We start from the raw sequence: 14,079 nt of genomic DNA on the forward strand, positions 1-14,079 counted from the left end.
AAAGTTCGGTTAGCTAAACTTTACTGAGAACTCTTCTTCAATATATCTTTTCCATGAGTCAAAGTTATACTCCAACTCGAATATGGACTGAGTTTCAAGAGCTAGAAGAGGAGCAGCTTGCTTAGCCACCTCATGCTGATACTGTCCAGGAATATATTTTGTCAAAGGGCTTTTTGAGAGAACTGATATTTCATCTCGAGATAGTGGCACACCGCTCTCCTTGATGCCTTTTAACATCTGCCGGAAAGCCCCCTGTAAAAACTCAGCATGTTTGTTTCTGGTTTCTGTTGGTTCTGCAACATCTCCACGAACCTGATTTCCGGCGACATAGGACAGGTAACCCCCTGCAGAGGCTTGCATCCCTTTAGTAGAACGTGTGTAGGCATCAAATTGAAAGCAAACATGACGAAATAAGCTGTCCAAAATTTTAGTTTTATCGTAACTATTCAGCACCCAGCAAAGGCGTATTGTTGTAATTTCGAACCGCTTTAAGAAGCGCCTGAAATATGTTCAACCCCTGCTTTTTAGCAGATGATAAATAGCTTCGGATTCGGGTAAACATGGTACCTCCGTCTTCGCTTCTGAAGCAGCCTGAGATCTTCTGCTTAAGTTTGGCCATCCTGGCATCACGTTCACTGCCATTGTTATCGAAGGGAATTGAAAAGTCCGACATGAAGCGCAACGTTTCAACCTTAAACTCAATAAGCCTTTTGAACAGGTTGTAGGCCTTGGTATTCCTGACCTTCTTACGTCCAAGCACCTGTCGTTGTTTTTCCATATAAGCGGTTTCCTTCGTGAGAGCCCTTTGAAGGATTTGGTCGTATATCGTCTCAATGCGAAGCTGTATTGCACCAGGCATTTGAGTCAGACCGGCTGCTTTGTATTTCTTGCAGAAGTGCCAGGAGAGCGTAAGCAATTTCATCAGCCGCAGAGCCAGCTTATTCGCATCCCTATCGACAACTCCCTGAAGCTCTCTCAGATGATGGGCATTACAAAGCACATGCACTGCCGCATAGGCAAAGTAGGACTTCCAATGATCGTGAACCAGAATGCCTGCAAAAGTCAGCAGGATGCCCATTGCATCCATTGCTTCACAACCTCGCCTTTCTGAGAGGTAGTAAAGCGTCCATTGGTCATCTCGCATAATGTGTAACCACCACAGTGAACCGTCAACCCGCATGCCAGTTTCATCCGCTCCTGCAACCGGACTTTCTTGTAAAGCATCGCGGATACTCTGCTCAGTAGAGGCCAGGTTCTCATGGGTATAGGCAACAAAATTGGCAACAGAGCCTGCGCTGACACTCATGCAATAAATAGTATTGAAATACTCAGACACCCGGTGATATGGGATGAAGTGATACTGGTTTAAATGAACAGCCATTGCCTGAGTCACTTCTCCGTATTGAGCAGCGGCTTTCACTCCTTGGGGAAACTCAGCGGTGTTCCGTTTACCACAAGGACATACTTTAACGTCTGCCCAGTACGCGGTAACTTCAAATTCTCCGGGTCTACCTGGATCAAAAACCTGTCGCTCAATGTATTTGGTGGGTTTAATATCGATAAGCGAAGACTGGCAACAGCAACATTTTTCAACCTTCAGATGCCTGACATAATCGGGTAAGGCGACACGTCTCAAACAAGAGCCTTGATGACCTTTCTGGCCACCTGGTTTATTGCCTGAAGATGGTCTAAGGCTTTTGGGGTTCGGTGTTTCCTGTGAGGAGCAGGGGGCTTCTTTGGAAGATGTATCACCTTTATCACTCCCTTTTTTACTGGGCTTTTGATAACCATCTGACGATGGTGGCTTACTACTGTTTTGACTGTTTTTATTAACCCTTTCTTCCAGTTCGCTGCAACGTTCCCGTAAAAGCGCATTCTCGGTCCGAAGCTCTTCATTCTCTTTAAGGAGAGCTTCGGTAAACGGAGTAGCTGGGAAGTCTGGTTCCATACTGGAGATTTGTTAGAAAAATTGAGTATAAGATGATGGTCGAAAAATCAGAAAATTCCAGATTTATATGAAGGGTGCTGAATAGTTACGTTTTATCAACTATCGACCTGTCAGATATCTCTTCATAGAGTGCCTTACCCGCCACTTCAACTCCTGCATTCGCCAGATGCTTCATGTAATCCGTCAATTTCTTATCTTGGTTCTTATCACCAACTCTGCCATCCTGGAAATGCATCTGAAGAGGATGGCATTTACCCTTCTCTCCATGATCCCGAAACTTCCATATTTCTGGAGTTTTTGCCAGGAGCTTTTGACTATCAACCTGACAACCACTATCCCAAGACTGAAGCGAATGGGTTGGCTGGAAATGAACAGCTAGACTTTCATCAAGATATTTACATGTTTTAAACTTTAAAGAATCATCATCATCAAGCATCGCTTTATTAAGCATCGCTATTGCCGCTTTTAATGCCTCGGCTCTCAGCATATTGATTTGGTCTATTTGTGTTTGAGTAAAATTCACTGGACGATAGGATCGAGAATTACCTCGATGCTGGTATGAGCCATCCTTATTCAAAATAATAGAGCAACATAAATCATCCAATAATTGGATCCGTTCTGGCAAAGGCCATGCTAGCATAGCACCTGAAATATTATTCATAAAATCAGCTTTCTTCCCAGGCTCGTTTGAGGCACATGACTTCATTTCCTCAAGCACCTGTTTTTTTAGCTCTTGATATCTTTGTTCACTGACTTGTCTGGCTTTTATTTCCTCCTCTAGCTCAAGCACTTTACCATCATAACTCTTCTGTTTACCTGATAACTCCTCTTGTAGCTGTAGAGCTCTTTCTTCACAGAGTTTTTTATCAGCTTTAAGCTCATCCTGCTTTTCTCTTGCATCCTGCTGAATTTTTCTGCTTTGCCCTCCCAAGTCTTTTACTTTCTCCGCAGCCTCTCTCAACTGACTCTCAAGCTCCTCATGCTCTTGTAGAAGCCCATCATTTTCTTCTTTTAACTTCCGACTTTCACTTTTTTGCATTTCCAAAGCCTGGTGCTTCTGCTTAAGAGCCTCTTCTTTCTCTTTGTTCACCTGTTCATATTTGGACAGCTGTACTTTGGCCTCAACAAGCTGCTGCTCCAACAAAGCAAGCTGAGAGTCTTTAGCCGATTTATCTAAATCTGTAGACTTCGATACTTTATCAATTTGTAGTTGCAGCGAATGCATATTCTCTCTACATTGCCTTTCATAAGACTCTTTACTTTCAATACTCTGCACGATGGCTGAATATAAATCTGCCTGCTCAGACAATCTCTTTAAACAAACACTAAGTGCTGGTCTTGCTGAAGCCTTACTGGAAGACATATCCTCAAAAAGCTGAAGACAGGATAACCTGACGTCAGTAGCTATTTTTTTAGTCCCCTCCATCATCAAATGTGCTTTTCGTTCCACATAAGCATGACCATCCTTAGACCTCACTTTTGCTGCAGAACAGCCTTCAGGCCGACCTGAGAACAGATTCATAAAAAGAATAGCGCATGAAAAAACATCTTTCTGCTCCTGGCTAGCACGATGGCTAGAATCTTCCGGAAAGCAGTAAGCATCTTTTGCATAGGTACCTTTTGCTCTTGCTCCAGAGCCCTCATCCATTAAGATTTTATCATTGAGAAAGCTAACCTGTTTCTTATCTTCATCATAAAGAATCACTTCAGGCCTAATGACAGACTGAAAAGCTTTCCCTTCCTTATGCATAACAAGACAGCCTTGCAAGAGGTTTTTTGAAAACTCAAGCTTCTTCATATCAGTACATTCATGACTGGACAACCACTGACCTAAAGGCTTGCCGGGTACTTCCTGAAAACTTGTGTAAGAGGTTGTGCCTCCTGAATTACAGCGGGGATCGCTTGGACTTTTAGCTGGTGCTTCTTTTGGTTCACCCGCTTTACTGACCAACATAAATCGGGTGCTCTCTCTGAATGATTGAAACAATAGTGCTCTATTTTCACAGCTACTATGGGAACACCACTCATAATAGTTAACTGTCATGCCCGCTTCTGTTATTTCCAGCTCTACCAAAAGCATCGTTTTGCAAATTGAAGTTTCTATAGATTCAGGCAACATGCTGAATCTTGAAGATAGTTTACAGCGTGCACTCAATGAAGCCGGGCAGCTTGGAACAAAAGAGTTATTGGGGCTATTTGAATCACCCAATAAAGAACCTATCGTCGTTAATCAGCAGAAGTGGAACTACAAAGGAAAGGTTCTTAAGCACTATGAAACCTTATACGGTCGTATACCTTTGGAGCGCTCCGTATATCAGGGTGTCAGAGGTGGCAGTACTCTGGCAGCACTTGATCTTCGTGCCGGTATTATTGGTTCAGCTACCCCCAAATTTGCCAAGTCTATCGCCTGGAAATACAGCCAGATGCCAGCGCCTGCGGTAAAAGAAGATTTTGAGACCAACCATCAAAGGACGCTTTCAAATTCTTATATCAAGCATTTATCGGACAGAGTAGGTGCATTAATTGAAGACCAGCAAGACACTCACTACCACCTTCCTCCACTAAAAGAGCCTGTTGAAACAATAGCCATTGGTCTGGATGGAACCTGCATGCTGCTTTGTGAAGAAGGCTGGAGGGAAGCCATGTGTGGGACATTGAGCCTATATTCTGCAGATGGAGACAGGCTCCACACGATATATACAGCCAGTTCGCCAGAGTATGGTAAACAAAGCTTTATGAGCAAGCTCGACGAGGAGATTGCAGATCTAAAACGACTCTACCCAAATGCCACATACATCGGGGTAGCTGACGGGGCTAGAGAAAACTGGAGTTATTTGAAACAACATACCTCTGGGCAGATACTCGATTTTTATCATGCATCTGAATATTTAGCTGGAGCAGCGGAAGCACTGTTTCCAACCAGTAAGGCGAAGCGACACCAGTGGCTTGAAGACAGGCTACATAGTTTGAAAAACAAGCGTGGAGCAGCCAAAAAAATCCTTCAGGAAATTGAATCAGCCGAGCTCCCGAAAAAGACAATCGCACTGACAGAGAAGCGCTACAAAGCTGTGAGCTATTTTACAAACAATCACCAGTTAATGAATTATCATCAGGCGCTTAAACGCCATTGGCCAATAGGTTCAGGAGTTACTGAAGCGGCTTGTAAGACTCTGGTAAAGCAACGATTATGTGGTTCTGGAATGAGGTGGAAAGCAACAGGAGCGGAAGTGCTTTTGACAACAAGAGCACTGATCCAGAGTAAGGGGCGCTGGGAACAACTTTGGTCTGAGTTCATGACTGGAAAGGTTGAAGCTAACCTATGAGTCAGTTATCAAATTGAGAGAGCACCCCATAAATCCTGACCCACACAACACCCAACGATCTATTGAATCTCTTTCAATCCTACGACTGTTAAAAAAAATGCCGCTCTCTCCCTGTGCAACAGGTGTAGTGTCTGCTCCATTCGAAACAACAAAAAATTCTGGCTTTCCTCTATTTGAAGTTAATGCGACAAATGCATTTTGTCCGGATGCCTGAGAAACTTTGCAATCACTTTTGGCTGCGTGAAACTCCTTTTCAAGAGCATTCAATATGGATACGTCTGCAGATTCACAAACAGGAACTCCTTTATTTACTTCACCGGCGTCTGGCAGATAACCAGATCGCATTGGTTGCACTGTAATTACGGGGTCCACCGCTTATCCCTCAATTGAACAATTAATGAAACTAAGATTCGGATGTAGCGGAATAGTTCTATGAGAATTAAAAAAAGCTAAAACAAAAGAAAATAGAGAAAATCACAGATAAAAGTTCAATGAATAACCTATTTGGATTTCAGAGTAAAAAAATCAGAAATCAAATAGTAGAAATAAATGTGAAAGGGAAAAAGCGCAGCCTTAACGGGAAGAGAGGAAGGAAGATGAAAATAAAAAAGCCGGGAAAACCCGACTTTTTTAACTGACTTATGCTTCGTCAGCGGACTCTACTGCTTCAACAGCAGGACGGTCCAGCAGCTCGACGTAAGCCATAGGAGCGTTGTCACCATGACGGAATCCGCACTTGATGATGCGGATGTAACCGCCTGGACGCTCTTTGAAACGCGGACCCAGATCAGTAAACAGTTTGCCTACCGCAGCCTTGTTACGGAGACGATCGAACGCCAGCCGACGGTTAGCAACGCTGTCTTCCTTAGCCAGGGTGATCAGCGGTTCAGCAACACGGCGCAACTCTTTAGCCTTTGGCAGTGTTGTCTTGATTACTTCGTGCTCAACCAGGGAAGCAGCCATATTCTTGAACATCGCTTTGCGATGAGAACTGTTCCGGTTAAGCTTGCGGCCACTCTTACGATGACGCATGGCACAAACTTCCTCTTCTTACTGGGAGTTGCCTCTGTTTCTACAACGGTGGCAACCCTCAGCCGCAATTAAGCAGAAACCTTGTCGTCACTCTTCAAACTGGCAGGTGGCCAGTTGTCGAGACGCATACCCAAGCTCAGACCACGGGAGGCCAGAACGTCCTTGATCTCAGTCAGGGACTTCTTACCCAGGTTCGGGGTCTTGAGCAACTCAACTTCAGTGCGCTGGATCAGGTCACCAATGTAGTAGATGTTCTCTGCCTTCAGACAGTTCGCACTACGTACAGTCAGTTCGAGATCATCAACTGGACGGAGAAGAATCGGATCAACCTCGTCTTCTTCCTTCACAGGCTCTGGCTCGGACTCACCTTCCAGATCCACAAATACAGCCAGCTGCTGCTGCAGAATAGTTGCAGCACGACGGATGGCTTCATCAGGATCCAGAGTACCATTGGTTTCCAGATCGATAACCAGCTTGTCGAGGTCAGTACGCTGTTCTACACGAGCACTTTCTACGACATAGGAAACACGGTATACAGGGCTATAGGTGGCATCCAACTGCAGACGGCCGATAGCGCGAGTTTCCTCTTCATCCTGACGGCGGCTGTCGGCTGATTCATACCCACGACCACGAGCAACCTTCAGCTTCATGTTGAGATTGCCCTTGTCGTTCATGTGGGCAATAACATGATCAGGATTCACGATTTCAACATCGTGATCCAGCTGGATGTCAGCAGCAGTGACGACACCCTCACCTTTTTTGCTCAGAGTCAGAGTAACGCTGTCACGGCCAGTCATGCGAATAGCCAGGCCTTTCAGGTTGAGCAGGATTTCAATAACGTCTTCCTGAACACCTTCAATAGCACTGTATTCATGCTGCACGCCATCAATCTCTACCTCAGTCACGGCACAGCCGGGCATAGAGGAAAGAAGAATGCGACGCAGGGCATTGCCTAAGGTATGCCCAAAACCACGTTCCAGCGGCTCCAGGGTGACCTTTGCCCGTGTCAGACTGATTTCCTCAACATCAATGTGTCGAGGAGTTAGAAATTCAGTAACCGAATTCTGCATGGATGTTACACCCCACCTAACTGTCTATCCCTTACTTGGAGTACAGCTCGACGATCAAGCTCTCGTTGATGTCGGCCGCCAGATCACTCCGCTCGGGCAGCGTCTTGAAGACACCTTCTTTCTTGCTGGCGTCTACTTCTACCCAGATGGAGAAACCACGCTGAGCAGCAAGTTCAAGCGCTGCATTGATGCGCAGCTGGTTCTTTGCCTTTTCACGGATAGCAACTACGTCACCAGGACGAACCTGGAAAGACGGGATGTTTACAGTCTTGCCATTAACCATGACAGCTTTGTGGCTGACCAGCTGGCGTGCTTCTGCACGGGTAGAACCGAATCCCATGCGGTAAACCACATTATCAAGGCGAGCTTCGAGAAGTTGCAACAGGTTTGAGCCTGTAGCACCCTTCAGACGATCAGCTTCCTTGTAGTAGTTACGGAACTGCTTTTCCAGTACACCGTAGATACGACGAACTTTCTGCTTCTCACGAAGCTGAACACCGTAGTCAGAAAGACGACCACGACGCTGGCCATGCTGACCAGGAGCATTTTCTGCCTTGCACTTTGACTCGAGCGCACGAACACCACTCTTCAGGAAGAGATCAGTGCCTTCACGACGAGACAGTTTGCACTTAGGACCTATATATCTAGCCATTTACCGGTCTCCTGCTTATACACGACGCTTCTTGGGCGGACGACAACCATTGTGTGGGATCGGGGTAACATCAGTGATGTTATTGATCTTGAAACCACAAGCGTTGAGCGCGCGTACAGCGGATTCACGGCCTGGACCAGGCCCTTTAACATTCACGTCCAAATTCTTCAGACCGAACTCAGCGGCAGCACGTCCAGCACGCTCAGCTGCAACCTGGGCAGCGAACGGGGTGCTCTTACGGGAACCACGGAAGCCGGAGCCTCCAGCAGTAGCCCAGGACAATGCATTACCCTGGCGGTCGGTAATTGTCACGATAGTGTTGTTAAAAGAGGCGTGAATATGGGCGATGCCATCCACAACCGACTTTTTAACTTTCTTACGTGTACGAGTACCTGGCTTTGCCATATCAGAACAAATCCTGTATTGAAAAAGTCCGTTGCTCAATTTCTTTATTGAAACGCTCTATGAATAGAGGCTCTTTAGAGAAATGCAACGTTCTTACTTACGAATCGGTTTGCGCGGACCCTTACGAGTACGGGCATTGGTCTTCGAGCGCTGACCACGAACCGGCAGACTGCGACGGTGGCGAAGGCCACGGTAGCAACCCAGGTCCATCAGGCGCTTGATGTTCATGCTGATTTCGCGACGCAGGTCACCTTCTACGTTCAGTTTTGCAACTTCAGTACGCAGAGATTCCAGCTGATCTTCGCTCAGTTCAGATACTTTGGCAGACGGGTTAACGCCAGTGGCAGCGCAAAGCTGCTGAGCTGAAGTCTTACCGATACCAAAAATGTAGGTCAACGAGATAACGGCATGCTTGTTATCTGGAATGTTGACGCCAGCAATACGGGCCATTCAATCGTCTCCGTTATTACATTTAACCGTGTAGCAGCTATTCAGTTGATCATTCCTGATTTCTCAGCAAAACCAAATTAAACTGAAACACGTCACCATATTGAAACGATAGAAAATCCATTGTTTCAGAAATGGCTGCTTTCATCCTGAGAAAGCACCTTCGAAGCGGAGCGTTGTAGCAAAGCTAAAACACACACGCACCCAAAAGCACTTCCAACAGGTCGAAAGGCGGAAATTGTAATCCCCCTTTCGATAAAACACAACCGCTCATGAAAAAAATCATGAACGGTTGTTTTTGCCTAGGGTCACATTAGACCAGAGTAGAGCCGCTTGGAGAATCCGTAGATTCCCAAAAACTATTAGCCCTGACGCTGTTTGTGACGTGGCTCCTGACAGATCACGCGCACATTACCCTTACGCTTGATGATCTTACAGTTGCGGCAGATTTTTTTAACCGACGCACGTACTTTCATAACTAACTCCACAACCGTTGCAGAACTATTCTCGTCGAGAGAGGCTTAGCGGATCAGACCGCTGGAGCCATAGCCCTTAAGATTGGATTTTTTCAGCAGCGACTCATACTGATTCGACATGAGATGCGACTGCACCTGAGCCATGGTATCCATTACCACGACAACCACGATCAACAGGCTGGTACCACCAAGGTAGAACGGAACATTGGCCGACACTACCAGGAACTGTGGCAACAGACACACTGCTGTCATATAGAGAGCACCGAACATGGTCAGGCGAGTCAAGACACCATCAATATAACGTGCAGACTGCTCTCCCGGACGAATACCAGGAATGAATGCACCCGACTTCTTCAGATTGTCTGCCACGTCTTTTGGATTAAAGACCAGCGCAGTGTAGAAGAAGCAGAAGAAGATGATGCCTGCCGAGAACAGTATGATGTTCAGTGGCTGACCCGGACCCAGCGCCAGAGCAATTTCCTGCAGCCATCCCATGCCTTCACCCTGACCGAACCACTGCGCAATAGACGCAGGGAACAGCAGCAGGCTTGAAGCGAAAATAGCTGGAATAACGCCGGCCATATTAACCTTCAATGGCAGATGACTGCTCTGGGCCGCAAACACCTTACGTCCTTGTTGACGCTTGGCATAGTTTACGGTTATCCGGCGCTGACCCCGCTCGATAAAGACCACAAATGCGATGATCGCAATTGCCAGAAGCGCAACGGCGAGCAGCATCAGGATGTTAATATCACCCTGGCGTGCGGACTCGAAAGACCGCACAATCGCACTTGGAAGACCAGCGACAATACCTGCAAAAATGAGAATCGAAATACCATTGCCGATTCCCCGTTCAGTCACCTGCTCGCCCAGCCACATCATAAAGACGGCACCGGTTACGAACGTGACAACAGCAACAACGTAGAAGCTGAGGTCAGTGCTGAAGGCAACACCCTGATTGGCCAGACCGACAGTCATGCCAGTACCCTGAATCAGAGCAAGGGCAACGGTCAGGTAGCGGGTGTACTGGCTGATCTTGCGACGTCCGGACTCACCTTCCTTCTTGAGCTGCTCCAACTGCGGACTCACCACGCTCATCAACTGAACGATAATGGATGCCGAAATATAAGGCATGATACCCAGAGCCAGTACCGACATCCTCTCAAGCGCACCGCCAGAGAACATGTTGAACAAACCCAGAATGGTGCCTTCATTTTGTTGAAACATCCGAGCCAGCGCATCAGGATTGATGCCCGGCACAGGGATGTGCGCACCGATCCTGTAAACCAGGATCGCCAGAAACACGAACTTAACGCGAGACCAGAGCTCGTTTAAGCCGCTTTGATTCCCAACAGGTAATGTCTTAGCCATTTAGTCCTCGATCTTACCACCGGCAGCTTCAATCGCAGCACGGGCGCCTTTGGTAACAGCCAGACCTTTAATGGTCACTGCTTTAGCCAATTCGCCAGACAGTACCACTTTAGCACGCTGGATGCTACCGCTGACCAGGTCAGCAGCTTTCAGTGCAGCCAGATCGATCACGTCAGCTTCTACCTTGCTCAGTTCGTGCAGACGAATCTCAGCAGTGAAGCGCGCTTTGCGTGAAGTAAAGCCGTACTTAGGCAGACGACGCTGCAGTGGCTGCTGACCGCCTTCGAAACCTGGCTTGACAGAACCACCGGAACGGGACTTCTGACCCTTGTGACCACGGCCACAGGTCTTGCCCAGGCCGGAGCCGATGCCACGACCTACGCGCTTACCCTCTTTGCGGCTACCTTCAGCCGGGCTCAGAGTATTCAAACGCATGTTATTCTCCTTCTACCCGGACAAGGTAGGAAACCTTGTTGATCATGCCACGAACTGAAGGAGTATCTTCTACTTCAACAGTGTGGTTGATACGACGCAGGCCCAAACCCCGTACGCAAGCCTTGTGGCTTTCGAGGCGACCGCTGGTGCTCTTCACGAGCGTCACTTTGATCATCTTCTCAGCCATGACTTACCCCAGGATGTCCTCAACAGACTTGCCACGCTTAGCGGCAATGCCTTCAGGAGAACGCATGTCGCGCAGACCGTTAAAAGTAGCACGAACTACGTTCACAGGATTGGTAGAACCGTAGCACTTGGCCAGTACGTTATGTACGCCAGCCACTTCAAGAACGGCACGCATTGCACCACCGGCGATAACACCGGTACCAGCAGATGCTGGCTGCATGTAAACCTTGGAAGCACCGTGACGGGCTTTCACAGGGTACTGCAGGGTGTCACCGTTCAGGTCAACATTAATCATGTTGCGACGGGCAGCTTCCATAGCCTTCTGGATAGCGATTGGCACTTCACGGGCTTTACCGCGACCGAAACCAACCTTACCCTTGCCATCACCAACAACGGTCAAAGCTGTGAAGCCGAAGATACGACCACCTTTCACCACCTTGGCTACTCGGTTAACCTGTACCAGCTTCTCAATCAAGCCTTCGTCGTTGTTAGGCTTACGCTCATCTCTTTCTCTTGCCATGACGTTCTACCCTTAGAATTCCAGTCCGCCTTCACGGGCTGCATCGGCAAGCGCCTTGACACGACCGTGATATTTGAAACCAGAGCGGTCAAACGCCACCTTGGTCACACCCGCCGCCTTGGCACGCTCAGCAACCAGAGCACCAACTTTCTTGGCAGCTTCTACGTTACCGGTAGCTTCGCCACGCAGTTCTTTTTCAACAGTGGAGGCAGTTGCCAGCACTTTGTCGCCGTCAGCGGCGATAACCTGCGCATAGATGTGGCGAGGCGTACGATGAATGCTCAGACGAATGGCACCCAGCTCACGCATCTTAACCCTTGCACGAAGGGCACGACGCAGGCGAGAAGATTTCTTGTCCATCATGATCTCACCCTACCTTACTTTTTCTTGGCTTCTTTGCGACGAACGCGTTCGTCAGCATAGCGAACACCCTTGCCTTTATAAGGCTCAGGACGACGGAATTCACGAATTTCCGCAGCAACCTGTCCAACCAGCTGCTTGTCGATACCGCGAACCAGAATTTCAGTCTGGTTTGGGGTTTCACAAGTCACGCCTTTTGGCAGTTCGTATTCAACCGGATGGGAGAAGCCCAGGTTCAAAGTCAGGCTATTACCTTTGGCCGCTGCACGATAACCAACACCTACCAGCTGCAGCTTCTTTTCGAAGCCAGCGGTAACGCCAGTCACCATGTTGTTAACCAGAGCACGGGTAGTACCGGCCAGAGTACGAGAGTGCTTGGCACCATCACGTGGAGCAAACGTCAGAACGTTTTCTTCCTGAGCAACTTCGACATTGTTGTGAACAACAAGTTCCAGTTGACCCTTAGACCCTTTGATTACAAGGATCTGGCCATTGCGCTTAATCTCTACACCAGCAGGGATAGCAACAGGGCTTTTGGCTACTCGAGACATAATACCCCTCCCTTAGAACACAGTGCAGAGAACTTCACCACCAACACCGGCTGCACGAGCAGCGCGATCGGTCATAACACCTTTGTTGGTGGAAACAATAGCGATACCCAGACCGCCGTTCACTTTTGGCAGAGCTTCCTTGCCAGCGTAAGAACGCAGGCCAGGACGACTGGTACGCATCAGGCTTTCAATAACTGGCTTGCCTTCAAAGTACTTCAGCTCAACAACCAGTTCAGCCTTGGCTTCGCCAGCTACGTTGTAGTCAGCGATGAAACCTTCGTCTTTCAAAACCTTGGCTACAGCAACCTTGATTTTGGAGGACGGCATGGTGACAGAGGCGTGCTCTGCCATCTGGGCATTACGGATACGAGTTAGCATATCTGCTAACGGGTCCTGCATACTCATTATCTATATCTCCCGAAGATGAAATGCGCTTACCAGCTGGCCTTAACCAGACCTGGAACATCGCCACGCATCGCTGCTTCACGCAGCTTGATACGGCTCAGGCCGAACTTGCGCAGCACGCCGTGTGGACGGCCAGTGATGCGGCAGCGGTTACGCAGACGAGCCTTGCTCGCATTGCGAGGCTGCTTCTGCAGAGCTACCTGGGCATCCCAACGCTCATCTTCAGTGCTGTTAGGATTGTTAATCACAGCTTTCAGCTGTGCACGCTTTTCAGCATACTTGGCAACGGTGCGCTGACGCTTCAGTTCCCGTTGCTTCATGGATACTTTTGCCATAAAACTCGTACCTGTATCAGTTACGGAATGGGAAGTTGAAAGCCTTCAGCAGAGCACGGCCTTCTTCGTCATTCTTGGCGGTAGTGGTCAGAGTGATGTCCAGACCGCGCAGAGTGTCGATTTTGTCGTAATCAACTTCAGGGAAGATGATCTGCTCTTTAACACCCATGCTGTAGTTACCACGGCCGTCGAAAGACTTAGGGCTCAGACCACGGAAGTCACGTACACGTGGCAGAGCGATGTCAACCAGACGCTCCAGGAACTCATACATGCGCTCACGACGCAGAGTCACCTTAACACCGATTGGCCAGCCTTCACGAACCTTGAAGCCTGCAACAGAGTTGCGAGCCTTGGTTACCACTGGCTTTTGACCAGCGATTTTTTCCATGTCAGCCAGGGCATGCTCGATAACTTTCTTGTCACCAATCGCTTCACCCACACCCATGTTCAGGGTGATTTTAGTGATGCGTGGCACTTCATGAACGTTCTTTACACCCAGCTCTTCTTTGAGCTTTGGAAGAATCTCTTCACGATATTTGGTTTTAAAATTTGCCATCACTCTC

The 14,079-nt window shown here is 48.0% G+C and carries 20 protein-coding genes; 1 reads left to right on the plus strand and 19 read right to left on the minus strand.

Annotation, left to right across the window (positions count from 1 at the left end; genetic code table 11):
- Positions 1 to 9 precede the first annotated feature (9 nt).
- From ACOCLE_RS16635 to ACOCLE_RS16645, 3 genes are all read right to left on the minus strand, one after another.
- Complete coding sequence (locus ACOCLE_RS16635) at positions 10 to 453, minus strand: hypothetical protein (RefSeq protein ID WP_419533421.1); 444 nt, start codon at positions 451 to 453, stop codon at positions 10 to 12.
- Complete coding sequence (tnpC, locus tag ACOCLE_RS16640) at positions 443 to 1,948, minus strand: IS66 family transposase (protein WP_419532963.1); 1,506 nt, start codon at positions 1,946 to 1,948, stop codon at positions 443 to 445. Before tnpC ends, ACOCLE_RS16635 begins: the two co-directional genes overlap by 11 nt.
- A gap of 85 nt (positions 1,949 to 2,033) precedes the next feature.
- A complete protein-coding gene (locus ACOCLE_RS16645) occupies positions 2,034 to 3,992 on the minus strand; it encodes a hypothetical protein (protein WP_419533422.1) in 1,959 nt (652 codons plus the stop codon).
- Between ACOCLE_RS16645 and ACOCLE_RS16650 the strand changes: the two genes are divergently transcribed.
- Positions 3,991 to 5,271, plus strand: a complete 1,281-nt coding sequence (locus tag ACOCLE_RS16650; RefSeq protein ID WP_419532972.1) for an ISKra4 family transposase — start codon at positions 3,991 to 3,993, stop codon at positions 5,269 to 5,271. The two genes, ACOCLE_RS16645 and ACOCLE_RS16650, sit on opposite strands and share 2 nt — an antisense overlap.
- Here ACOCLE_RS16650 and ACOCLE_RS16655 read toward each other — a convergent pair.
- From ACOCLE_RS16655 to rplE, 16 genes are all read right to left on the minus strand, one after another.
- Positions 5,266 to 5,616 carry a hypothetical protein gene (locus ACOCLE_RS16655; protein WP_419533423.1) on the minus strand — a complete coding sequence of 117 codons (351 nt, stop codon included), beginning with the start codon at positions 5,614 to 5,616 and terminating at the stop codon, positions 5,266 to 5,268. The genes ACOCLE_RS16650 and ACOCLE_RS16655 overlap by 6 nt on opposite strands.
- Before the next feature lie 294 nt (positions 5,617 to 5,910).
- Positions 5,911 to 6,303, minus strand: coding sequence for a 50S ribosomal protein L17 (rplQ, locus tag ACOCLE_RS16660; RefSeq protein ID WP_066014889.1), 393 nt, complete (start codon positions 6,301 to 6,303; stop codon positions 5,911 to 5,913).
- A gap of 68 nt (positions 6,304 to 6,371) precedes the next feature.
- Entirely contained in the window at positions 6,372 to 7,373 is a 1,002-nt protein-coding gene (locus ACOCLE_RS16665) for a DNA-directed RNA polymerase subunit alpha (protein ID WP_066014888.1), read from the minus strand.
- A gap of 31 nt (positions 7,374 to 7,404) precedes the next feature.
- Positions 7,405 to 8,025 carry a 30S ribosomal protein S4 gene (gene rpsD / locus ACOCLE_RS16670; protein WP_066014887.1) on the minus strand — a complete coding sequence of 207 codons (621 nt, stop codon included), beginning with the start codon at positions 8,023 to 8,025 and terminating at the stop codon, positions 7,405 to 7,407.
- Positions 8,026 to 8,040: 15 nt separating this feature from the next.
- The gene (gene rpsK / locus ACOCLE_RS16675) at positions 8,041 to 8,430 is read right to left on the minus strand and encodes a 30S ribosomal protein S11 (RefSeq protein ID WP_020582394.1); all 390 of its coding nucleotides are present in this window, start codon (positions 8,428 to 8,430) and stop codon (positions 8,041 to 8,043) included.
- 93 nt (positions 8,431 to 8,523) lie between these two features.
- On the minus strand, positions 8,524 to 8,880 hold the full coding sequence (gene rpsM / locus ACOCLE_RS16680; RefSeq protein WP_101746626.1) for a 30S ribosomal protein S13: 357 nt from the start codon (positions 8,878 to 8,880) through the stop codon (positions 8,524 to 8,526).
- 359 nt (positions 8,881 to 9,239) lie between these two features.
- Positions 9,240 to 9,353: a 50S ribosomal protein L36 gene (rpmJ, locus tag ACOCLE_RS16685; RefSeq protein ID WP_081622108.1), complete on the minus strand. Its 114-nt coding sequence runs from the start codon at positions 9,351 to 9,353 to the stop codon at positions 9,240 to 9,242.
- A gap of 45 nt (positions 9,354 to 9,398) precedes the next feature.
- Positions 9,399 to 10,724: a preprotein translocase subunit SecY gene (gene secY, locus ACOCLE_RS16690; RefSeq protein WP_419533424.1), complete on the minus strand. Its 1,326-nt coding sequence runs from the start codon at positions 10,722 to 10,724 to the stop codon at positions 9,399 to 9,401.
- Positions 10,725 to 11,159, minus strand: a complete 435-nt coding sequence (rplO, locus tag ACOCLE_RS16695) for a 50S ribosomal protein L15 (RefSeq protein WP_066014884.1) — start codon at positions 11,157 to 11,159, stop codon at positions 10,725 to 10,727.
- Between the two features lies 1 nt (position 11,160).
- Entirely contained in the window at positions 11,161 to 11,346 is a 186-nt protein-coding gene (gene rpmD, locus ACOCLE_RS16700; RefSeq protein WP_066014883.1) for a 50S ribosomal protein L30, read from the minus strand.
- Positions 11,347 to 11,349: 3 nt separating this feature from the next.
- Positions 11,350 to 11,865, minus strand: coding sequence for a 30S ribosomal protein S5 (rpsE, locus tag ACOCLE_RS16705; RefSeq protein ID WP_066014882.1), 516 nt, complete (start codon positions 11,863 to 11,865; stop codon positions 11,350 to 11,352).
- Between the two features lie 12 nt (positions 11,866 to 11,877).
- Positions 11,878 to 12,228, minus strand: a complete 351-nt coding sequence (rplR, locus tag ACOCLE_RS16710; protein ID WP_066014881.1) for a 50S ribosomal protein L18 — start codon at positions 12,226 to 12,228, stop codon at positions 11,878 to 11,880.
- Between the two features lie 14 nt (positions 12,229 to 12,242).
- Positions 12,243 to 12,776 (minus strand): 50S ribosomal protein L6, encoded by a 534-nt coding sequence (rplF, locus tag ACOCLE_RS16715; RefSeq protein ID WP_419533425.1) that lies wholly within the window; start codon positions 12,774 to 12,776, stop codon positions 12,243 to 12,245.
- Between the two features lie 12 nt (positions 12,777 to 12,788).
- Entirely contained in the window at positions 12,789 to 13,181 is a 393-nt protein-coding gene (rpsH, locus tag ACOCLE_RS16720; RefSeq protein WP_419533426.1) for a 30S ribosomal protein S8, read from the minus strand.
- A 29-nt stretch (positions 13,182 to 13,210) separates the two neighbouring features.
- Complete coding sequence (gene rpsN / locus ACOCLE_RS16725) at positions 13,211 to 13,516, minus strand: 30S ribosomal protein S14 (protein ID WP_066014878.1); 306 nt, start codon at positions 13,514 to 13,516, stop codon at positions 13,211 to 13,213.
- 16 nt (positions 13,517 to 13,532) lie between these two features.
- A complete protein-coding gene (gene rplE / locus ACOCLE_RS16730; RefSeq protein ID WP_066014877.1) occupies positions 13,533 to 14,072 on the minus strand; it encodes a 50S ribosomal protein L5 in 540 nt (179 codons plus the stop codon).
- Positions 14,073 to 14,079 lie beyond the last annotated feature (7 nt).

The sequence above is a fragment of the Endozoicomonas sp. genome, assembly GCF_965196975.1.
Classification (GTDB): Bacteria; Pseudomonadota; Gammaproteobacteria; order Pseudomonadales; family Endozoicomonadaceae; genus Endozoicomonas.